This is a genomic window from Plantactinospora sp. DSM 117369 (genome assembly GCF_053764795.1).
On record NZ_CM132446.1, the window covers coordinates 9,296,042 to 9,315,323 of the forward strand.

Below are 19,282 nucleotides of genomic sequence, written 5' to 3' on the forward strand. Positions count from 1 at the left end.
GAAGCCCCGTGACCGTGTCCGAGACCCGTGCCCCCGAGGTCCACACTGCCCGGCTGCTGCCCGGTGGTCCCGTCGCCGAGGCGGTCTTCGCCGAGGTCACCGCCCGGGTCGCCGCGCTGCGCCGGGCCGGTGTCGTGCCGAGCCTGGCGACGATCCTGGTCGGCGACGACTCCGCCAGCGCCGGCTACATCCGGATGAAGCAGCAGCGCGCCGCCGACCTCGGCTTCGCGTCGCCGCACGTCCACCTGCCCGGCACCGCCGGCCAGGTTGACCTGGTCCGGGCGATCCACGAGTTCAACGAGGACCCTGGGGTGCACGCCATCCTGGTGCAGCACCCCATTGCCCACCTCGACTATCCGGCGGCGATCGGCGCGATCGACCCGGCCAAGGACGTCGACGGGCTGCACCCGGAGAGCCTCGGCCGGCTCGCCGCCGGGCTGCCCGGCCCGGTCCCGTGCACCCCGGCCGGGATCGAGGCGCTGCTCGCCTTCCACGAGATCCCGGTCGCCGGTCGGGACGTGGTGATCCTCGGTCGCGGTACGACCCTGGGCCGCCCGCTGTCGCTGCTGCTCGGCCAGAAACGACCCACCGCCGACGCGGCGGTGACCGTGCTGCACACCGGGGTACCCGACTGGGCGCGGCACACCCGGCGGGCCGACATCGTGGTCGCCGCGGTGGGCGTACCCGGAATCGTGCGGCCGGAGCACCTGCGGCCCGGCGCGGTCGCGATCGGCGGCGGGGTTCGCTACCAGGGACGGCGGCTGCTGCCCGACCTCGACGAGTCGTGCGCGTCGGTCGCCGGGGCGATCACACCCCGGGTCGGCGGGGTCGGCCCGACCACCGTGGCGATGCTGTTCCGCAACGCCGTCGAACTGGCCGAGCGGGCAGTCCACCACTTCGACGGGTGACCCGGAACACCTCGACCGATAGGTTCGCGGTGCAGCAAATCGACGGCGGCCGGCGTTTAGGAGCCCGGAGGAGGACCCTTGGCCCACGGTGCGTTCAGCGACGCCGAGGAGTTCGCTCGGGCGCGGCTGGACGCTTTGCGGCGGTTCGCGTACCTGATCAGCGGCAGCGCGGCCGAGGCGGACGACCTGGCCCAGATCGCGGTGGTCGAGGTGTGGCAGCGGTGGCCGAAGGCCGGCCAGAACCCCGAGGCGTACGCCCGGCAGGTGATCGTGACCCGCAACGTGAGCCGGTGGCGGCGGTGGCGCCGGGAGGTGCTGACCGACGACGTCGAGCACCGGCCCGACGACCCGGCCGCCACCGCGGTGGGCAACGGCGCGCTGTGGCAGGCGTTGCAGCAGCTCGACAAGGCGGAACGGACGGTCGTGGTGTTGCACGTGCTGTACCGGTACACGTTCAGCGAGATCGCCGGCATCTGCGACGAGCCTCCGGGCACGGTTTCCAGCCGGTACGCGAGAGCCAAGCGCGCGCTGCGGGCGCACCTGGCCCCCGCCCAGTCGACGATTCGGAGCGGACGTGGTTGACGAGGAAGGTCCGGTGGACGACCGGCTCGCCCAGGAGCTGGCCGCCACCCTGACCCAGGCACAGGACGCCCTGCCGGCGGCCGCTCCCGGGGCGATCGTCGCGATCCGCCAGCGCTACCGGCGGAAACGGCGGCAGCGGACCGGGCTGGCCAGCCTCGCGGTGGCGGTCCTGGTCCTGGCGGTGACCCTGACCGGCGCCCAACTGACCCCGGGAGTGCCGTCGGTGCCACCGGCCGGCGAGGGGGCGCGGGGGACGATCCGGGTCTGGGCGATCACCCAGCCGGGCGCCGAGCCGGCGCTGCGGAAGCTGGTGAACCGGTACAACCGGAGCGCCGAGGTCGACGTGGATCTCAGTACCTTCGGCAACGAGGAGTACAAGGCGAAGCTGCGGGAGGTCGGCTCGCCGGAGGGTCCGGACGTCTTCGCCAGCTGGGGCGGCGCGAACCTGACCGGGCTGGCCCGGGACGGGCTGCTCGCCGACCTGACCCCGCTGCGGGACGAGCCCGGGGTCGCCGGCCGGTTCCTGCCCAGCGCACTGGCCGGCGGCGTGGTGGACGGCCGGCAGTACGGCATCCCGATGGGCGGCACCCACCCGGTGGTGCTCTTCTACCACCGGGGCGTCTTCGCCGACGCCGGAGTGCAACCGCCACGCAGCTACGCCGAGCTGCTCTCCCTGGTGGAGACGTTCAAGGCCCGGAGCATCACCCCGATCTCCCTGGGCGGCGCCCACGGGTGGACCGAGCTGATGTGGGTGATGTACCTGGCCGAGCGGATCGGTGGCCCCGGCACCACCGCCGACATCATCGCCGGCCACCCCGGCGCCTGGTCGAAGCCGGCGGTGGTGCAGGCGCTACGGGAGGCGCGGGCACTCGCCGCCAGCGGCGCCTTCGGCGCCGACTTCGACTCGACCAGCTACGACGACGGCGCCGCCTCCGGGCGGCTGGCCGGCGGCCACGCCGCGATGCAGCTGATGGGGACCTGGGAATACCCGACCCAGCTCGCCCGGAACCCGGACTTCGTGGCCGACGGCGACCTGGCCTTCGTGCCGTTTCCCACGGTCGCCGGTGGGGTCGGGGACCCGGCCGACCTGGTCGGGGTGCCGACCCACTACTTCTCGGTGCTGGCCGGCGGCCGGCATCGGGAGGCCGCCCTGGGGTTCGTCCGGGCGGTCGCGTCGGACGACTACCTGGACGACCTGGCCGCCGACGGCGAGGTGCCGCCGGTGACCGACGCGGCCGACCGGCTGCGCGGTACGGAGCACGCCGGGTTCGGTACCTCGGTGCACGAACTGGTCACCCGGGCCCCGTCGTACGGGCTGGCCTGGGACCAGGCGCTGGAGCCGGCGGCCGCCACGGCACTCCTCGACAACCTGCGCCGACTGTTCCGGGCGGAACTCACCCCGGAGCAGTTCGCGGCGGCGATGGCGGAGGCCGGCTGAGCACAGCCGCCGATCCACATGGCATCTCCGACGACTCTCCGGGAATGTCGATCCGCCGCCGCAAAGTGTCGGATCTCTGACAGTTGATGCGGCAGCAAAGCCGGGTCCGGCTCGCGTTCCGGTAGGGATCGACGCGCATGCGTCCCCGCGCGCCGCCCCCGCCGGTTCCGGCCGGCGGCTGATGTCGAACCACACCCTGGAGGCCTTGTCTCGATGAGAAAACTTCGGATAGCCCTGGTCGGCGTACTCGCGGCCGGCGCGCTCTACCCGGTCGGGCCGTCGACCGCCACCGCGGCCCCGACCCACGCGCCGCTCGGCGTCGCGCAGGCCAAGGGCGGCTCCGCCGCACACGTACCCGGCGGGACGGCCACGGACCTTCCGCTGCGGGTACTGGCCAGGAAGCACGGCCTCGGCATCGGTACCGCGATCGACATGAACGCGCTGGAGACCGACGCACCGTACCGGGAGCGGGCGGCCCGGGAGTTCTCCGCGGTCACCGCCGAGAACGTGATGAAGTGGTCGGAGCTGGAGCCGACCCGGGGCCAGTACAACTGGGGCCCGGCCGACAAGCTGATCGAGTTCGCCCGACGCAACGGCCAGCAGGTGCACGGCCACACGCTGCTCTGGCACAGCCAGCTCCCCGCCTGGCTGAGCGACGGGGTCGCCGACGGCTCGATCGACTCCGCCGAACTGCGCGACATCGTGCGCAACCACATCAGCACGGTGGTGAAGCACTTCCGGGGCAAGGTCCGGGCCTGGGACGTGGTCAACGAGGCGTTCACCGACGGCGACGCCCCGGTGCTCCGGGACACCATCTTCCGCCAGCACCTCGGCCCGGACTACATCGCCGACGCGCTGCGCTGGGCGCACGCGGCCGACCCGCGGGCCAAGCTCTTCCTCAACGACTACGCGATCGACAACGTCAACCCGAAGAGCACCGCCTACTACGAGCTGGCCAAGCAGCTCCGCAAGCAGCGGGTGCCGCTGCACGGGATGGGTTTCCAGGGCCACCTGGACCTCCAGTACCCGCTGCCGATCGACGCCCCGCAGAACCTGGCGCGGTTCGACAAGCTCGGCCTGGAGACCGCGTTCACCGAAGTCGACGTGCGGTTCTTCCTGCCGGTCGACACCTACAAGGAGGCCGGGCAGGTGGGTAGCTTCAACACCCTCCTGACCGCCTGCCTGCTCACCCCGCGCTGTGTGATGTTCACCGTGTGGGGCTTCACCGACAAGTACTCCTGGGTCCCCGGCTTCTTCGACGGCCAGGGCTCGGCCACCCCGCTGGACGAGAACCTCCAGCCGAAGGCCGCCTACCGGGGCCTCCAGCAGGTACTCGCCGTCGCCTCCGACCCGAACAGCAGGCGCGGCTTCTAGGAGGTCGGTCGGGAGCGGGTCCGGCCCGTGCCCGTTCCCGGCCACCTCACCCTCGACCATCCCACCACCACCCGGTCTCCGGCCGGTCCGGCCCCACCGCCGGGCCGGCCGGAGCCGAGCAGGGCCGCCGAGACGAGCTGGCGGAGCGCGACGACGATCGCGGCGCCGGCGAGATCCGTCCAGCTCTCCAGGGTGGCCAGCCGGACCAGACTGGCCGCCACCAGCAGGTCGAGCAGCACCCGCAGCGCCGTACGCCACGAGCCGGTGGTCAGCAGGGTCACCGCCGCCACCGCCAGGGCGAGCGCGGTGAGCAGGGTGCCGAGTTCCCTCACCGCCGCCCCGTCCCCTCGCCGGCCGGTCCGGCCCGCTCCGCCGGAACACCACCGTCCGGGGTGCCGAGCTGGCGCTGCTCCTGCCGGATCTCCCGGCCGAGGAAGTAGTTCAACGCCGTCCGGATGGTGGCGATGGCGGCCAGCCGGCCGAGCTGGCCGAAGGTCGGCGAGACGGCGGTACGCAGGATGTCGGCGGCGAGCTGGAACTCCAGCCCCAGGGTGAGGAACCGGCCCAGCGACAGCCGGATCGGGGTGAACACGGCGGCCGACCGGTGCCGGATCCCGGCCACCACGAACCGGCCTGCGGTCCAGACCGCGCCGACGAAGATCACTGCCGCCCCCACCGCCTCGACGACGGTGACCAGCACCTGGACGACGCGAGCCAGCAGTTCCTCGGGCAATCCGGCGACCCCTACTCCGGCGACCAGCGGGTGTTCGGCCGGGGCACCGGCTCACCGTCGACGAACAGGTCGACCTTCTCGTTGAAGAACGCCACCATCCCGGCGATCGGCTGTATCAGGTGGGTGGGGAAGTCGTACGCCCAGGCCACGTCGGTGTGCGTGGTGTCGCCGACCCGGACCGACCAGTAGTTGCTGGTCCGGCCCTTGTACGGGCAGGCGGTCTCCGTCTCGGTGGGAATCAGCCGGCCGAGGTCCACCTCGGCCCGGTTCAGGTAGTACCGGGTGGGCACGCCGGTCTCGAAGACCAGCACCGGCGAGCCCGTCTCGGCCAGCACCTCGCCGTCGATCTCGACCCGGACCCGCCGGGTCGACCGCAGCGCGTCCACCCGGGCGTACGGGTCACGCGGGTGCACGAAGACCTCCTCGTCCTCCTCGAACCAGGTGTCCAGGGTGTCCCACTCGAAGCGCACCATGTCGGCCAGCCCCTCGACCGACTTCTCGGTGTGTACCCGGACGCAGCCCGAGTGGTAGGTGTTTCCCACCCGGATGCCGTACTGCCGGGCCGTACCGACGCTGTACTGCTCCAGGTCGTGCTCGTCGACCAGCAGGTCCTGGCGGACGTCCCGGATCGGGATGTAGTAGTGCGGGTAGTGCTGCGCCTCCCAGACGTACCGGGCGTTGGTGGTGTCGAAGACCCACTCGCCGTTGAGCACGCCGCGGATCCGCCGGGCGCAGGGTTCGACGTGGTCGATCGGTACGATCGCGCGTGGATAGTGGGACACGGCTTCTCCTCCGCGGTTCGGGGTCTGGTCAGGCCCCCTGACCCTGGTTCTGCATCAGGCCACCGTCCACGAAGTACGTCGACCCGGTGACGTAGTCGGCGTCGGAGCTGGCCAGGAAGACCGCCACCCGACCGATCTCGACCGGCTCCGCGGCTCGCTTGAACGGGATGCTCTGCACCTGCTCCTCCAGGTACTTCGGGTCGTCGATGGCCCGTTGGTTGAACGGGGTGAGCACCATGCCCGGCCCGATGTTGTTGACGTTGATCCCCATCGGCGCCAGTTCCAGCGCCATGCTCTTGGCGAGGTTGAGCAGCGCGCCCTTGCTGGTGTCGTAGTCCGAACCGCCGGCCCGGGCCACCTCCTGGTGGATCGAGGTGATGTTGATGATCTTGCCCTTGCCGCCCTGGTCCCGACGGTGCCGGGCGAACCGCCGCGAGCAGAAGAAGGCGCCGTAGACGTTGATCCGGATCGCCCGGTCCCAGGTCTCGGTGTCCAGGTCGATCACCGGGATGCCCGAGGCGTCCACCCCGGCGTCGTTGATCAGCACGTTCAGCTCGCCGAACTCGGCCAGCGCGGTGTCGAACATCGCCTCCACCTGGTCCTCTTCGCTGATGTCGCCGCGCACCACGACGGCCCGCCGGCCGGCCTGCTCCACCTGCTGCCGGGTGTGCTGTGCGCCGTCGTGGTCGTGCAGGTAGTGCACCACCACGTCGGCGCCCTCCTTGGCGAACTCGATCGCGGTGGCCTGACCGATTCCGGAATCCGAACCGGTGATCAGCGCCGTCGTTCCTTCGAGCCGTCCAGTCATCGGCTTCCTCCCCCTGTCGGCACCGTCTCGTCCGAGGCGGTGGTGAGTTCCCAGGCCGCGCTGATCAGTCCGATGTGCGAGAACGCCTGCGGGAAGTTCCCGAGCTGCTCCCCGGTGTGCGGGTCGACCTGCTCGGCGAGCAGCCCGAGGTCGTTGGCGACGCCCGCCACGTTCTCGAACATCGCCGCCGCCCGGTCCCGTTCGCCGGCCAGCACCAGGCACTGCACCAGCCAGAAGGAGCAGATCGTGAACGCCGCCGGATCGCCCGCCCAGCGCCGGACCAGACCACCCCGGGAGAGCCGCTCCTCGATCAGCCGGATGGTGGCCCGCATCCGGTCGTCGGTGGCGGGGAGGAAGCCGGCGAGCGGCATGAGCAGCACGCTGGCGTCGAGCTGCTCCGAGCCGAAGGCGCCGGTGTAGGCACCGACCTGCGCGTTCCAGCCCTCCCGGAGTACCGTCTCCCGGATCTCGTCCCGGGCCGCCACCCAGCGGGCCAGGTCGTCCGGGTCGGCCAGCCGGTCGCCGAACCGCACCGCCCGGTCCAGCGCCACCCAGCAGCCCACCTTGGACGACACATAGTGCCGGGCGACGTCCCGGGCCTCCCACATCCCGGCATCCGGCTCCCGCCACCTCGTCACCGTCTGGTCGGCGAGGCTGCGCAGCAGGTCGCGGACCTCCGCACGCATCGGGTCGAGGTAGTCCCGCAGCCGCCAGGCCGCGTCCAGCACCTCGCCCGGCACGTCGAGCTGATGCTGCCGCCACGCCTCGTTGCCGACCCAGACAGGGGAGCTGTTGGCGTAGCCGCGCAGCGTCTCGATCCGGCGCTCGGTCAGGTCCCGCTCCCCCTCCACACCGAACATGATCGGCACCGGCTGGCCGTCGATCCGGCCGACCGCCGAGGCGACCCAGCCGAAGAGCCGGTTCGCCTCCGTCGGGCAGGCCGCGACCCAGAGCGCCCGCAGCGTCAGGCTGAAGTCGCGCAGCCAGGCGTACCGGTAGTCGTAGTTGCGGTCACCGCCTAGCTCCTCCGGCAGCGAGGTGGTCGCGGCGGCCACCACCGCGCCGCTCGGCACGTAGGTGAGCCCCTGCAACACCAGGGCGTTGCGCCGGACCAGTTCCGGATAGCGGCCCTGGTAGTCGTGGTGTGCCGCCCAGGACCGCCAGCCGGAGACCGTGTCGCCGAACGCGTCCGTCTCGTCCACCGGGTGCGGCGCCGTCTCGTGGAAGGTCGGCCGGTAGGCGAGGACGAAGGTGTCCCGCTGCCCGGCACCGACGGTGAACCGGGCCGCCGCCTCGGACCCCTGCACCGTCAGCGGCATCGGGGCGGTCATCGCCAGCGTCGTCGGCCCGGAGGTCGCGGTCAGTTCGCCGTCCCGCCACACCAGGTACGCGGTCCGCCGGCCGTACTCGAACCGGGGGTGATAGGACAGCTCCATCGGAACGGCCCCGGAGAGGCCCTCCACCACCCGGACCAGGACTCCGGGGGACTTACGGCCGATTCCGTGTCCCCGGGCGCCCGCCTCCAGCAGCAGCCCGTCGGTCAGCGACACCTCGCCGTGCTCGGTCCGGAACACCGTACGCAGCACCAGGGTGTCGGGCAGGTAGTTCCGGCGGACCTCGAAGCGCTCGACCGGCCGGATCCACCAGTGCCCACCGGTGACGTCGAGCAGGCGGCAGAAGACCGAGGGCGCGTCGAAGCGCTCCGGGCACCACCAGTTGACCGAGCCCGAGCGGTCGACCAGCGCGGCACTGCGCCCGTCGGCCAGCAGTCCGTGCTCGGCGATTCCTCCGGCCTCCACGCGGCGGGCTACCCCCGGCCGGCGGCTCTAATCCCGCAGGTCAGCCAGGGCGGGCGGGGTACCCGCGACTTGACAACACGAACTTAGGTCAGGCTAACCTACTACACCTGGCCGGCGCGCTCCGCTCCGCCCGCAAGGTGGCCTGACGTAGCCGCCCGGCGTGCCGGGTCAGCCGCCGAACGCGGACAGCCCGGTGAGCCGCTGCCCGATCACCAACTGGTGGATCTCCGAGGTGCCCTCGTAGGTCAGCACGCTCTCCAGGTTGTTGGCGTGCCGGAGCACCGGATATTCCCCGCTGATGCCGTTCGCGCCGAGGATGGTCCGGCACTGCCGGGCGATGGCGATCGCCTCCCGGACGTTGTTCAGCTTGCCGACGCTGACCTGCTCCGGCCGGAGCCGGCCGGCGTCGGCCAGCCGGCCCAGGTGCAGGGCCAGCAGATAGCCCTTCTGCAACTCGACCGCCATGTCGGCCAGCTTGGCCTGGGTGAGCTGGAAACCGGCGATCGGCCGGCCGAACTGCTCGCGGCTGGTGGCGTAGTCGATCGCGGCGTGCAGGCAGTCCCGGGCGGCGCCGAGCGCACCCCAGACGATGCCGTACCGCGCCTCGGTCAGGCAGCTCAGCGGGGCCCGCAGCCCGGTCGCGGCCGGCAGTTGGGCGTCGGCCGGCAGCCGGACCTCGTCGAGCAGGATCTCCCCGGTCGAGGAGGCGCGCAGCGACATCTTCTGCCGGATCTCCCGCGCCGTCACCCCGGGCGTCTGCATGGGTACGACGAAACCCCGCACTCCCTCGTCGGTACGCGCCCAGACGACGGCGAGATCGGCGACCGGCGCATTGGTGATCCACATCTTGCCGCCGGTCAGCACCCAGTCGGAGCCGTCCCGGCGGGCCCGGGTCGTCATCGAGGCGGGGTCGGAGCCGTGGTCCGGCTCGGTCAGCCCGAAGCAGCCGATCAGCTCGCCGGCCGCCATCCGGGGCAGCCAGTGCTGCTTCTGCTCCTCGGAGCCGTACCGCCAGATGGCGTACATGGCCAGCGATCCCTGCACCGAGACCAGCGACCGTACCCCGGAGTCGCCGGCCTCCAGTTCCAGGCAGGCCAGCCCGTACGCGACGGCCGAGGCGCCGGCGCAGCCGTACCCGGTCAGGTGCATGCCGAGCAGGCCGACCTTGCCGAACTCCACGGCCAGCTCCCGCACCGGGGCCTGGCCGGTCTCGTACCAGCCGGCGACGTGCGGGCGTACCCGGGTCGCCACGAGCTGGCCCACCACGGACCGGATCTGCCGGTCCTCCTCGGTCAGCGAACCGTCCAGGTCGAGCAGGTCCAGCGGGGGTGTCCGGTGCGTCGCCTCGGTCATGACCGCCACCCTAACGGCCGGTCATCGGGCGCCCTCGGGCTCAGGCTGCCGGCAGCACCAGGACCCGGGCGTGGATCTGGTTGCGCTGCTGGAGCGCGGCGCGCAGCGCGCGGTGCAGCCCGTCCTCCAGATAGAGACCGCCGCTCCACTGCACGACGTGTGGGAAGAGGTCGCCGTAGAAGGTGGAGTCCTCGGCGAGCAGCTTGTCCAGCGCGAGTTCCCGCTTGGTCGTGATGAGCTGGTCGAGGCGCAGCGGGCGTGGCGGGATCTCTGCCCACTGCTTCAACGTGAGCCCGTGGTCCGGGTAGGGACGCCCGTCCCGAACCGCTTTGAAGATCACGACGGCACGCTCCTCCCCATGGCCGTGCTGGCCCGACCCCTTGCTGCTACTCCGGCGGCCCGCCACCTGCGCGAGCCGCATCGTACCGATGACGCCCGTCAGCCTAGCGACCTCCGACGAGCTCTTGGTTTGTCCACGGATGTCAGTTTCGTTACTACCTCCGGCGGCATCCTGACCCGCATCGGTCAGGATGTCAGCCCCAGCGTCCTCGGTGCACCACCGTCTCCAGCGGCCGGCGACCACGTCGCAACGACGGCGATCGATAATCCGCTGCCGGATAACCGATGCTGAGCGCGCCGATCGGGGTGAGGCCCTCCGGCACTCCGAACGCCTCCCGGAACGGGCCGGTCCGCTCCGGCGGAATGCCGAAGAAGCACGCGCCGAGCCCGGAGTCCACCGCGGTCAACAGCATCAGCAGCGCCGCGAAGCCGGTGTCGATGTACCAGTACGGCACCGGCCAGCGGGCCTCGTCGCGGTCCGTCCACCCCTTGTCCGGCTCGGCGTACCGGTCGAGGTAGGCGGAGCGGTCGGCCAGCGGTACGACGATCAGCGGTGCCCGCCGCATCCCGGTCAGCCACCGGCTCTGCCCCTCGGCGGCCGGGTCGCGCCGGGCGCCCTCCGGGGTGGTCGCCGTCCAGAACAGCTCGCGGTCCGCCGGCTCGGTCAGCACCAGGAACGCCCAGCCCTGGGAGAACCCGGCCGACGGGGCCCGGACGGCGTGCTCCAGCAACCGGTCCACCAACTCCGGCGGTACCGGCCGGTCCGGGTCGTAGTTGCGCACCATCCGTCGCCGCCGGACGACCGTCGAGAACTCCATCGCGCCCCTCCACGCTCTCGCCGAGGCGTCAGGCGCCGGGCCGGATGCCCCAGCTCCCCTGCCAGGTCTGTCCCGGTTCGAGGACGATCACGTCCCGGCCGGAGCGGAACGCGTCCGGCGGGCAGGTCATCGGCTCGACCGCCACCGACCGCCGGTAGCGGTCGCCGAGCAGGGTGTCCCCGGTGAAGACCTGCCACCAGCCGAACGACGGGTCGGCCCAGATGCTCACCGCCGCCTCCGGGTCCGGGCCGGAGAGCGTGACGCTGGAACCCCAGTCGTGCGTCAGCGCCGGGTCGAGGTCACCGAAGGCCAGGTCGAGGACGGCCCGGCCGATCCGGCGCGGCTCGGTGAAGTCGTACTCCCCGCCGGTCACCTTGGCCGCGCCGATCGGCAGCAGCCGGCCGTCCAGCAGCAGCCGGCTGCGACCCGGTACCCGCAGCCGCAGGTCGTCCACGGCGACCCCGGGCAGCCGCAGGTAGGGATGCACCGAGAAGCCGAACGGGCAGGGCGCCGTGCCGACGTTGGTCGCCTCGTGGCGTACCCGCAGCCCGTCGGCGCCGACCCGCCACTGGGCGCGCAGCGACAGCGGCCACGGGTAGCCGACCTGGGCCGGCATCTCGCAGCCCACCACCACCGCGTCCGGGCGCTGCTCGACCAGCCGCCACGGCAGCCAGTTGACCAGACCGTGGATCGCGGTGTGCCGCTGCGGCTCGGTCAGCGGAAGCTGCAACTCCTGGCCGGCGAAGGTGTACTGGCCGTCGCGGATCCGGTTCGGCCACGGGGCGAGCACCTGACCCGCGCTGCCGGCCGGCAGCTCGTCCTCCGCGTACCCGTCGAGGTAGTCGACGCCGTTCGCCCGGTACGCCCGCAGCCCTCCACCGACCTCGACCACCACGGCCTCCTGGCCGGCGGCCGAAATCGTCCACTGTGCACCAGAGAGCGGCCGGGCCGCCTTGACGTTGTCCATGCCGGGACGATAGCCGTTACCCGGCGGCGGCGCCCGGCTGGCCGGACGCCGCGCCGCTGCCCGAGCCGGAACCGGCGGCCGCAGCGGCCGGCCCGGAACCGGCGGACCCGGAACCGGCCGGCCCGGAACCGGCGGACCCGGAACCGCCCGGCTCGGAACCGGCGGGTGCGCCCGGCTCGGCATCCTCGTCCTCCGGCTGCGGCGCCCGGTAGCGCGCCAGCGCCGGGAAGAAGATCCCCAGCAGCAGCGCGAGTACGGCCGCGACCACCCCGCCGCCGACCCAGGCGAAGCCGACCCCGAAGGCGGCGGCGGTGGTTCCGGCGCGCAGGTCACCCAGCCGGGGGCCACCCGCGACCACCGTGATGTTCACGCCCTGCAACCGGCCGCGCAGCCGGTCCGGGGCGTAGACCTGCAACATCGACTGCCGGAAGACCGCGCTGACCAGGTCGGCCGCCCCGGCCACCGCGAGCAGCAGGACGGCCAGCCAGAGCTGCCGGGCCAGCCCGGCGGCGGCGATCGCCAGCCCCCAGCCGACCACCGCGCAGACCAGGGCCAACCCCTGCCGCCGGACCCGGCTGATCCAGCCCGAGGTGAGCCCGCCGAGCACCGACCCGATCGCGATCGCGCTGAACAGCCAGCCGACCGCCGAACCGCCGCCGAACCGCTCCTGCGCCACCTCGGGGAAGAGCGCCCGGGGCATCGCCAGCACCATCGCGATGATGTCGACGGCGAAGGAGAGCAGCAGTACCGGAGTGGTGGCCAGGTAGCGGAACCCGTCCACCACGCTGGCCAGGCCGACCCGCCGGGGAGGCCCGCCGTCGTCCAGGGGCGGCATCGAGGGGAGCCGGTAGGTGGCCCAGAGCGAGACGGTGAAGAGCAGCGCGTCCACCCCGTACGCCACCGGCAGCACCACCTCGACCGGTCCGGCCGAGAAGACCAGGCCGGCGGCGAGCGGACCGAGTACCCCACCGGCGGTGGAGGTGGTGTAGCCGAGCGTGTTCGCGGCCGGCACCAGCGAGGTGGGTACCAGCCGGGCGATGATCGCCTGTCGGGCCGGCGAGCTGATCGCGAACGCGGTGGTCTGCACCGCGACCAGCACCAGCAGCAGGACCGGGCTGCCGACCCGAAACAGCGCCTGGAGCAGCAGCCCTCCGGTGGAGAGCCACATCAGCATCGAGCTGGCCAGCAGCAGCTTGCGGCGGTCCACCGCGTCGGCGACCGCGCCGCCCCAGAGGCCGAAGACCAGCAACGGGACGAATCCGGCGATGCCCAGCAGCCCGACCCAGAGCGACTTCTCGGTCAGCGCGAACATCTCCACCGGTACCGCGACCGCGGTGAGCTGGAAGCCGAACATCGAGACGCCGTTGCCGATCCAGAGCCGCCGGTACGCCGGCACCCGCAGCGGGCGTACGTCCATCGCCCACCGGGCGAACCGGCCCGATCGCGCCTTCCCGACGGCGGCCGGCTCGGCGGTCTCGCCCGGCCCCGGTGCGGGGGATTCGGCGACCGTCCCGCCGTCCGGCGCCGGGTCGCCGCCGACCCGGTCGGCGTCCGGGTCAACTCCGGTCAAGGCGCCAGCCGCTCAATGATCCAATCGTCCGCACCGGTCAGACGGTAGCGCAGTCGATCGTGCAGCCTGCTGGCCCGTCCCTGCCAGAACTCCACCGTCGCCGGCACCACCCGCAGGCCACCCCAGTGCGGTGGTGGCGGCACCGGTACGCCGTCGGGAAACCGCTCGGCGGCGACCCGGAACCGGTCATCCAGCGCGGCCCGGTCGGAAAGCACCTCCGACTGCGGGCTCGCCCAGGCCCCGAGCTGCGACCCGCGCGGCCGGCTGGCGAAGTACGCCTCCGTCTCGGCCCGGTCGACCGGCCCGATCGTGCCGCAGATCACCACCTGGCGCTGGATCGGATACCACGGCAGCAGCAGGCTGGCGTACGGGTTGACCCTCGCCTCGGTGCCCTTGCGCGACCCGTAGTTGGTGTAGAAGACCAGCCCGCGCTCGTCGTACCCCTTCAGCAGGACGGTCCGGGTGCTGGGCCGGCCCTCGGCGTCGGCGGTGGCCACCACCATCGCGTTCGGCTCGGGGAGCCCGGCCGCGACCGCGTCGAGGAACCAGCGGTGGAACTGCGTCCACCAGTCGGGCGCCAGGTCCGCCTCGGCGAGCCCGTCGGCCGACCCGTACTCCCGGCGCAGTTCGGCCGGCGGTGTGTCCCGCATCACGTCACATCCCTGTTCGTCAATCGAAAGCGGAGGACCGGCGCCGACCCGGCCGAGCCGGCGGGCGACCCCGGGGCCGGCCCGTCCTTGCCGCGTTGTGTCGCGCGTAGCACAACCGTGACCTCTCGCAAAGTTAGTTACCCAGCAGGCAAGATGGCACGAATACATCGCTGAGTTCGCCAAGGGTTCGCGCCGGGTACCGCCGGGTGGGCCCTGAATGCACGGACGACCGATCCAGGAGCGCGCATGTCCGACTTCAAACCGGGGCTGGAAGGCGTGATCGCCTTCGAGACCGCCATCGCCGAGCCTGACAAGGAAGGAGGGGCGCTGCGCTATCGCGGGGTCGACATCGAGGACCTGATCGGCCAGGTCTCCTTCGGCAACGTCTGGGCCCTGCTCGTGGACGGCCGGTTCGGTCCCGGCCTGCCCCCGGCCGAACCGTTCCCGGTACCGGTGCACTCCGGCGACATCCGGGTCGACGTGCAGTCCGCGGTGGCGATGCTGGCGCCGTACTGGGGGCTCTCCCAGTTCCTCGACATCTCCGACGAGCAGGCCCGGGAGGACCTGGCCCGGGTCTCGGTGACGGCGCTCTCCTTCGTCGCCCAGTCGGCGCGCGGGCTCGGCCTGCCGGCCGTACCGCAGAAGGAGATCGACAAGGCGGAGACCATCGTCGAGCGGTTCATGAAGCGCTGGCGGGGCGAACCCGACCCCCGGCACGTCAAGGCCGTCGACGCCTACTTCATCTCCGCCGCCGAGCACGGCCTGAACGCCTCCACCTTCACCGCCCGGATCGTCGCCTCGACCGGTGCGGACGCCGCCGCCTGCATCTCGTCGGGCATCGGCGCGCTCTCCGGCCCGCTGCACGGCGGCGCACCGTCCCGGGTACTGCACATGATCGAGGCGGTGGAGCGCAGCGGCGACGCCGAGGGGTACGTCAAGGGCGTACTCGACCGGGGCGAGCGGCTGATGGGCTTCGGGCACCGGATCTACCGGGCCGAGGACCCGCGCGCCCGGGTGCTCCGGCGTACCGCCAAGGAGCTGGGCGCGCCCCGCTTCGAGATCGCCGAGGCGCTGGAGAAGGCCGCCCTGGAGGAGCTGCACAACCGCAAGCCGGACCGGGTACTCGCCACCAACGTCGAGTTCTGGTCGGCCGTGGTGCTCGACTTCGCCGAGGTACCGGCGCACATGTTCACCTCGATGTTCACCTGTGCCCGGATGGGCGGCTGGAGCGCGCACATCCTGGAGCAGAAGAAGCTGAAGCGGCTGGTCCGGCCGGCCGCCCGGTACACCGGCCCGGGGCCGCGCAAGCCCACCGAGGTGGAGGGCTGGGACGCCGTCCCGCACAACGCCTGAGCTGCGCTAAGGGCCCCACTCCGACCGCCGCCGCGGACCGGGGAGGGGCCCTTCGTCGTCTCCGGTCCGGCGCCGGGACGGATGTGGGGCAGACCTCAGTCGCCGCGGTGGGATCGTCCCCCGGGCCGCGCGACCAAGGTGCGAGGATGGGGTGGCGGCAGCGTCGCCGGATCAACCGCTCGGCTCACGGGCCTCTCGGCCCACCGGAAGGATCTTCGTAACCGTGGCTGACGTATCGACCATTCGGATTCCCGACGAGATCAAACCCGCTGACGGCCGGTTCGGCTGCGGCCCCTCCAAGGTGCGTCCGGCGGCGGTCTCCGCGCTGGCCGACGTCGCCACGACGTACCTCGGCACCTCGCACCGGCAGAAGACCGTACGCGACCAGGTCGCCCGGCTGCGCCACGGCATCGCCGAGTTCTTCTCCCTGCCGGAGGGCTACGAGGTGGTGCTCGGCAACGGCGGCACCACCGCCTTCTGGGAGGTGGCCACCTTCGGGCTGGTCCGGGACCGGGCCCAGTTCGCCAGCTTCGGCGAGTTCGGCGCCAAGTTCGCCAAGTCGGTCAAGGACGCGCCGTTCCTCGGCGAACCCACCGTGCGCAAGTCCGACCCGGGTACCGCGCCGTCGCTGGTCGCCGAGGCCGGCGTCGACGTCTACGCCACCCCGCACAACGAGACCTCCACCGGTGTCGCGGTGCCGATCCGCCGGGTGGCCGGTGCCGACGACGACGCGCTGCTGCTGGTCGACGCGACCTCCGGGGCGGGCGGCCTGGAGGTGGACGTCCGGGAGACCGACGTCTACTACTTCGCCCCGCAGAAGTGCTTCGGCTCCGACGGCGGGATCTTCCTCGCCCTGATGTCGCCGGCCGCGCTGGCCCGGGCGACCGAGATCAAGTCCTCGGGGCGCTACATCCCGGCCTTCCTCGACCTGGTCACCGCGATCGACAACTCGCGGCTGGAGCAGACGTACAACACTCCGGCGCTGGCCACCATCTTCCTGGCCGCCGAGCAGACCGACTGGATGAACGCGCAGGGCGGGCTGGCCTGGGCGGCCAAGCGCACCGCCGAGAGCGCCGCCATCGTGTACGGCTGGGCCGAGCGCTCCGCCGTGGCGACACCCTTCGTGACCGATCCGGCGCTGCGCTCCAATGTGGTGGCCACGGTCGACTTCGCCGACGGTGTCGACGCGACCGCGATCGCCAAGGCGCTGCGGGCGAACGGGATCGTCGACACCGAGCCGTACCGCAAGCTCGGCCGCAACCAGCTCCGGATCGCGCTCTTCCCGGCGGTCGAGCCCAGCGACGTGGAAGCCCTCACCACCTGCGTGGACTACGTGGTGGACCGACTCTGAGTCGAACCGTCCCTCGGGTCGGGCCGGTCGGCCGGACCGCCCGACCCGAGTGATCGATTTCTCCAGCTCACCCGCGACATGCGGGCGCGCCTCTCCCCAACGGGTGACGGACCGGCGTACCGTGTGACGAGGACGCCCGGGTGGCTGACCTGTGGCGTGGGGCCAGCGAGGCGGGACGGAGGCAACGCGATGCGGCCAGTACGCTTCGTCGCCCTCTCCGAGGACGGCCAAGCTATGGTGCTCACCGACGAGGTGGGCCGTCTTCTCGCGCTGCCGATCGACGAGCGGGTCGCGACCGTCCTGCACAACGAGCCCGGCAGCGCGCCACTGGCCGCGGTCGGTTCCGGCACCGAGCCGGCACCCTCGCTGTCGCCCCGGGACATCCAGGCCCGGATCCGCTCCGGCGAGTCCGCCGAGGACGTGGCCCGGATCGCCGGGGTTCCGGTCGACCGGGTGCTGCGCTACGCCGGCCCGGTGCTCCAGGAGCGGGCGATGCTCGCCCAGCACGCCCGGCGGACCCGGCTGAAGAACGCGGAAAACCAGGCGCCGCTCGCCGAGATCGTCGACGGCCGGCTCTCCCAGCACGGCATCGACACCGAGAAGATCTCCTGGGACGCCTACCGGCGCGACGACGGCACCTGGCGGATCATCGCGACCTGGCCCTCCGGCAAGGCCACCGCCCAGGCGATCTGGGATCTCGACAAGGCGCGCCAGGCGGTGACGCCGCACGACGACATGGCGCAATACCTCTGCGCCGAGCGCCCTGCGCCGCTACTCGGCCAGGAGCCCGCGCCGGAACGCGGCGGCCACGCCCTGCCCGGTCCGTCCCGGGTGGAGCCGGGTCGTGGCGGGCACGGCCTGCCGGCGGCGGCCGGCGACCACGCCCGGCCCGGCCGGGATCCGATCCGCGCCGGCCGGGACGCGCTGCTCGCCGGGCTCGACCGGCCGCTCGGCTCGACCGCCGGGCGCGGCCTCGACCCGGCCGCGTCGATGGCGTCGCCGGACGCGCCCCGGCAGCGTCCGGTCTCCGGTGGCGCCGCCGCACTGCTCGGCGGCGGCTCCGGCTCCGCGTTCGACGACGACGCCGACGCGCCGAAGGAGGTCCCGGCGGTACCGTCGTTGGCGGTGCTCCGGCCACGCCGCGCCGCCACCGGGCCGGGCTCCGGTGAGTCCGGTGACGCCTCCGGCAAGCCGCGCAAGCGCCTGCCGAGCTGGGACGACGTCCTCTTCGGCAGCGGCCCCGCCGCCCGCGAAACCTCCTGACGACATAGTCGTTCCGGCCCGGGGTCTGCGGTACCGTCGCGGCCATGCGGACACGGCATGCCGGACGGCTCTCGTTGCAGCTCGACGCGATCTACTGCGCGGTGGCGGCGGTGTCGCTGATCCTGCTCGTCAATCCGGTGTCCGAGCGGTTGACCATGCCACCGGCGGTGACCATCGCGATCGCGGTCGGTGTCGGCGGTTGGGCGTTCGCGCTCCACCGCGTCGCCCGGCGTCCCAGGCTCCGCCCGTGGCTGGTGGCGGTGCTCACCGCCAACGTCGTAGCGGCCACCCTGCTCGCTGCGTTCGCGGCGGTCCGGCCGTGGGACGGTGCGTTCACCGTGCTCCTCGCCGCAGTGGCCGTCGAGGTCGCAGCCTTCGCGGTCAGCCAGGCCGTGGCCCTGCGAAAAGCAGTCACGGACGGCTGAGGAAGCTGGGCGCCGCCAGATCATCCGCCACGTTGACCTGGACGCGCCAGTTCAGCCCGAAAGGGAAGGGACAAGTCTGGGCGCACCCACCGGAGCCGGAGCCGCTACAGCGGCCAGGTCGCCAGCCGGTCGTACGTCGGCCGGGGGCCGAGATGACTGCGTACCAGCACCAGCTCGGTCGCCGGCCAGGACGGCCCGAGATACCCGTCGAGGGTACGCAGGTCCTCGTCGAGGCTTTCCCGGTCCAGCCGGTCGCCGGGGCGGGCCAGGGTGAGGTGCGGCCGCAACGGCCGGAAGTCGAACGGGATCCTGGACCGGCGCAACTCCCGCCGGACCGTCGCGGCCAGCCGGTGCAGCGCGTCGACCTCGCCGAGCAGCCCGACCCAGAGCACGGTGAACCGCCCCCGCCCGAACCGCCCACCGCCGCCGAGCTGGAGCCGGGGCGCCCGCCGCCCACCGCCCGCCTCCGGCTCGACGGATCCGGTCCGACGGTCGGCCGCGCGCCGGCGCCGGACCGGCGGGTGCCGCCACAGGTCAACGGCCCGGGAGAGCGCCTCCTCCACTGTGCACAACCGGTCGTCCGGCACCTCGCCGAGGAACGCGACGGTCACGTGCAGGGTCGACCGGGCGGTCAGCCGTACGTTGATCCCGGCGTCGGCCGCCGCGCCGATCCGGAGCCGGTGCGTCTGCGCGACGATGTCGTCCAGCGCCTCCGGCGGCGGATAGACGGCCACGAAGAGTCGCACCTCAGCGCCGCTTCCGGCAGCGG

Annotated in this window: 19 protein-coding genes and 1 pseudogene; 8 read left to right on the forward strand and 12 right to left on the reverse strand. The window is 72.6% G+C overall.

Translation table 11 applies throughout. The annotated features are described in order from the left end of the window. Nucleotides 1-8 precede the first annotated feature (8 nt). The 4 genes from ACSMXO_RS39860 (at nt 9) to ACSMXO_RS39875 (ending at nt 4,302) form a co-directional block, all read left to right on the forward strand. On the forward strand, nt 9-908 hold the full coding sequence (locus ACSMXO_RS39860) for a bifunctional 5,10-methylenetetrahydrofolate dehydrogenase/5,10-methenyltetrahydrofolate cyclohydrolase (RefSeq protein WP_455415903.1): 900 nt from the start codon (nt 9-11) through the stop codon (nt 906-908). A 78-nt stretch (nt 909-986) separates the two neighbouring features. Further along, nucleotides 987-1,490, forward strand: coding sequence for an RNA polymerase sigma factor (locus tag ACSMXO_RS39865; RefSeq protein WP_346257164.1), 504 nt, complete (start codon nt 987-989; stop codon nt 1,488-1,490). Then, nucleotides 1,483-2,928 carry an extracellular solute-binding protein gene (locus ACSMXO_RS39870; protein ID WP_455415904.1) on the forward strand — a complete coding sequence of 482 codons (1,446 nt, stop codon included), beginning with the start codon at nt 1,483-1,485 and terminating at the stop codon, nt 2,926-2,928. Before ACSMXO_RS39865 ends, ACSMXO_RS39870 begins: the two co-directional genes overlap by 8 nt. Nucleotides 2,929-3,141: 213 nt before the next feature. Next, nucleotides 3,142-4,302 carry an endo-1,4-beta-xylanase gene (locus tag ACSMXO_RS39875; RefSeq protein ID WP_455415905.1) on the forward strand — a complete coding sequence of 387 codons (1,161 nt, stop codon included), beginning with the start codon at nt 3,142-3,144 and terminating at the stop codon, nt 4,300-4,302. Here the strand turns inward: ACSMXO_RS39875 and ACSMXO_RS39880 are convergent. From ACSMXO_RS39880 to pdxH, 11 genes and pseudogenes are all read right to left on the reverse strand, one after another. After that, nucleotides 4,299-4,634 carry a hypothetical protein gene (locus tag ACSMXO_RS39880; RefSeq protein ID WP_455415906.1) on the reverse strand — a complete coding sequence of 112 codons (336 nt, stop codon included), beginning with the start codon at nt 4,632-4,634 and terminating at the stop codon, nt 4,299-4,301. The two genes, ACSMXO_RS39875 and ACSMXO_RS39880, sit on opposite strands and share 4 nt — an antisense overlap. Further along, a complete protein-coding gene (locus ACSMXO_RS39885; RefSeq protein WP_455415907.1) occupies nt 4,631-5,035 on the reverse strand; it encodes a DUF1622 domain-containing protein in 405 nt (134 codons plus the stop codon). The genes ACSMXO_RS39880 and ACSMXO_RS39885 overlap by 4 nt, the downstream gene beginning before the upstream one ends. An 11-nt stretch (nt 5,036-5,046) precedes the next feature. Continuing rightward, nucleotides 5,047-5,817, reverse strand: coding sequence for a DUF427 domain-containing protein (locus tag ACSMXO_RS39890; RefSeq protein ID WP_346257159.1), 771 nt, complete (start codon nt 5,815-5,817; stop codon nt 5,047-5,049). A 28-nt stretch (nt 5,818-5,845) separates the two neighbouring features. Beyond that, the gene (locus ACSMXO_RS39895) at nt 5,846-6,625 is read right to left on the reverse strand and encodes a glucose 1-dehydrogenase (protein ID WP_346257158.1); all 780 of its coding nucleotides are present in this window, start codon (nt 6,623-6,625) and stop codon (nt 5,846-5,848) included. Continuing rightward, entirely contained in the window at nt 6,622-8,424 is a 1,803-nt protein-coding gene (locus ACSMXO_RS39900) for a glycoside hydrolase family 15 protein (protein ID WP_455415908.1), read from the reverse strand. The genes ACSMXO_RS39895 and ACSMXO_RS39900 overlap by 4 nt, the downstream gene beginning before the upstream one ends. 168 nt (nt 8,425-8,592) lie before the next feature. After that, nucleotides 8,593-9,777, reverse strand: a complete 1,185-nt coding sequence (locus ACSMXO_RS39905; protein ID WP_455415909.1) for an acyl-CoA dehydrogenase family protein — start codon at nt 9,775-9,777, stop codon at nt 8,593-8,595. A gap of 40 nt (nt 9,778-9,817) precedes the next feature. Continuing rightward, nucleotides 9,818-10,117 carry a type II toxin-antitoxin system VapB family antitoxin gene (locus ACSMXO_RS39910; RefSeq protein WP_346257155.1) on the reverse strand — a complete coding sequence of 100 codons (300 nt, stop codon included), beginning with the start codon at nt 10,115-10,117 and terminating at the stop codon, nt 9,818-9,820. A gap of 193 nt (nt 10,118-10,310) precedes the next feature. After that, a complete protein-coding gene (locus tag ACSMXO_RS39915; protein WP_455415910.1) occupies nt 10,311-10,934 on the reverse strand; it encodes a nitroreductase family protein in 624 nt (207 codons plus the stop codon). 28 nt (nt 10,935-10,962) lie between these two features. Further along, nucleotides 10,963-11,901 (reverse strand): aldose 1-epimerase family protein, encoded by a 939-nt coding sequence (locus ACSMXO_RS39920; RefSeq protein WP_455415911.1) that lies wholly within the window; start codon nt 11,899-11,901, stop codon nt 10,963-10,965. A 178-nt stretch (nt 11,902-12,079) separates the two neighbouring features. Beyond that, nucleotides 12,080-13,318, reverse strand: a pseudogene (locus ACSMXO_RS39925) (MFS transporter); the annotation flags it as partial. Between the two features lie 149 nt (nt 13,319-13,467). After that, nucleotides 13,468-14,121 carry a pyridoxamine 5'-phosphate oxidase gene (gene pdxH, locus ACSMXO_RS39930; protein WP_455415912.1) on the reverse strand — a complete coding sequence of 218 codons (654 nt, stop codon included), beginning with the start codon at nt 14,119-14,121 and terminating at the stop codon, nt 13,468-13,470. A 246-nt stretch (nt 14,122-14,367) separates the two neighbouring features. On the opposite strand from pdxH, the gene ACSMXO_RS39935 reads away from it, so the two are divergent. From ACSMXO_RS39935 to ACSMXO_RS39950, 4 genes are all read left to right on the forward strand, one after another. After that, nucleotides 14,368-15,474, forward strand: a complete 1,107-nt coding sequence (locus ACSMXO_RS39935; protein ID WP_346257151.1) for a citrate synthase 2 — start codon at nt 14,368-14,370, stop codon at nt 15,472-15,474. Between the two features lie 223 nt (nt 15,475-15,697). After that, nucleotides 15,698-16,825 carry a phosphoserine transaminase gene (gene serC, locus ACSMXO_RS39940; protein ID WP_455415913.1) on the forward strand — a complete coding sequence of 376 codons (1,128 nt, stop codon included), beginning with the start codon at nt 15,698-15,700 and terminating at the stop codon, nt 16,823-16,825. A 189-nt stretch (nt 16,826-17,014) separates the two neighbouring features. After that, nucleotides 17,015-18,088 (forward strand): septation protein SepH, encoded by a 1,074-nt coding sequence (gene sepH / locus ACSMXO_RS39945; RefSeq protein WP_346257149.1) that lies wholly within the window; start codon nt 17,015-17,017, stop codon nt 18,086-18,088. A 44-nt stretch (nt 18,089-18,132) separates the two neighbouring features. Next, nucleotides 18,133-18,513: a hypothetical protein gene (locus ACSMXO_RS39950; RefSeq protein WP_455415914.1), complete on the forward strand. Its 381-nt coding sequence runs from the start codon at nt 18,133-18,135 to the stop codon at nt 18,511-18,513. Between the two features lie 104 nt (nt 18,514-18,617). Here ACSMXO_RS39950 and ACSMXO_RS39955 read toward each other — a convergent pair whose 3' ends face one another. Further along, a complete protein-coding gene (locus tag ACSMXO_RS39955; RefSeq protein WP_455415915.1) occupies nt 18,618-19,259 on the reverse strand; it encodes a 2'-5' RNA ligase family protein in 642 nt (213 codons plus the stop codon). Nucleotides 19,260-19,282: the final 23 nt, after the last annotated feature.

What these genes read in the sequence shown, in the direction of transcription:
- ACSMXO_RS39935 (WP_346257151.1), top strand. Translation starts at nt 14,368, where the DNA reads ATGTCCGACTTCAAACCGGGGCTGGAAGGCGTGATCGCCTTCGAGACC.
- ACSMXO_RS39895 (WP_346257158.1), bottom strand. Translation starts at nt 6,625, where the DNA reads ATGACTGGACGGCTCGAAGGAACGACGGCGCTGATCACCGGTTCGGAT.
- sepH (WP_346257149.1), top strand. Translation starts at nt 17,015, where the DNA reads ATGCGGCCAGTACGCTTCGTCGCCCTCTCCGAGGACGGCCAAGCTATG.
- ACSMXO_RS39920 (WP_455415911.1), bottom strand. Translation starts at nt 11,901, where the DNA reads ATGGACAACGTCAAGGCGGCCCGGCCGCTCTCTGGTGCACAGTGGACG.
- ACSMXO_RS39950 (WP_455415914.1), top strand. Translation starts at nt 18,133, where the DNA reads ATGCGGACACGGCATGCCGGACGGCTCTCGTTGCAGCTCGACGCGATC.
- ACSMXO_RS39905 (WP_455415909.1), bottom strand. Translation starts at nt 9,777, where the DNA reads ATGACCGAGGCGACGCACCGGACACCCCCGCTGGACCTGCTCGACCTG.
- pdxH (WP_455415912.1), bottom strand. Translation starts at nt 14,121, where the DNA reads ATGCGGGACACACCGCCGGCCGAACTGCGCCGGGAGTACGGGTCGGCC.
- ACSMXO_RS39915 (WP_455415910.1), bottom strand. Translation starts at nt 10,934, where the DNA reads ATGGAGTTCTCGACGGTCGTCCGGCGGCGACGGATGGTGCGCAACTAC.
- ACSMXO_RS39875 (WP_455415905.1), top strand. Translation starts at nt 3,142, where the DNA reads ATGAGAAAACTTCGGATAGCCCTGGTCGGCGTACTCGCGGCCGGCGCG.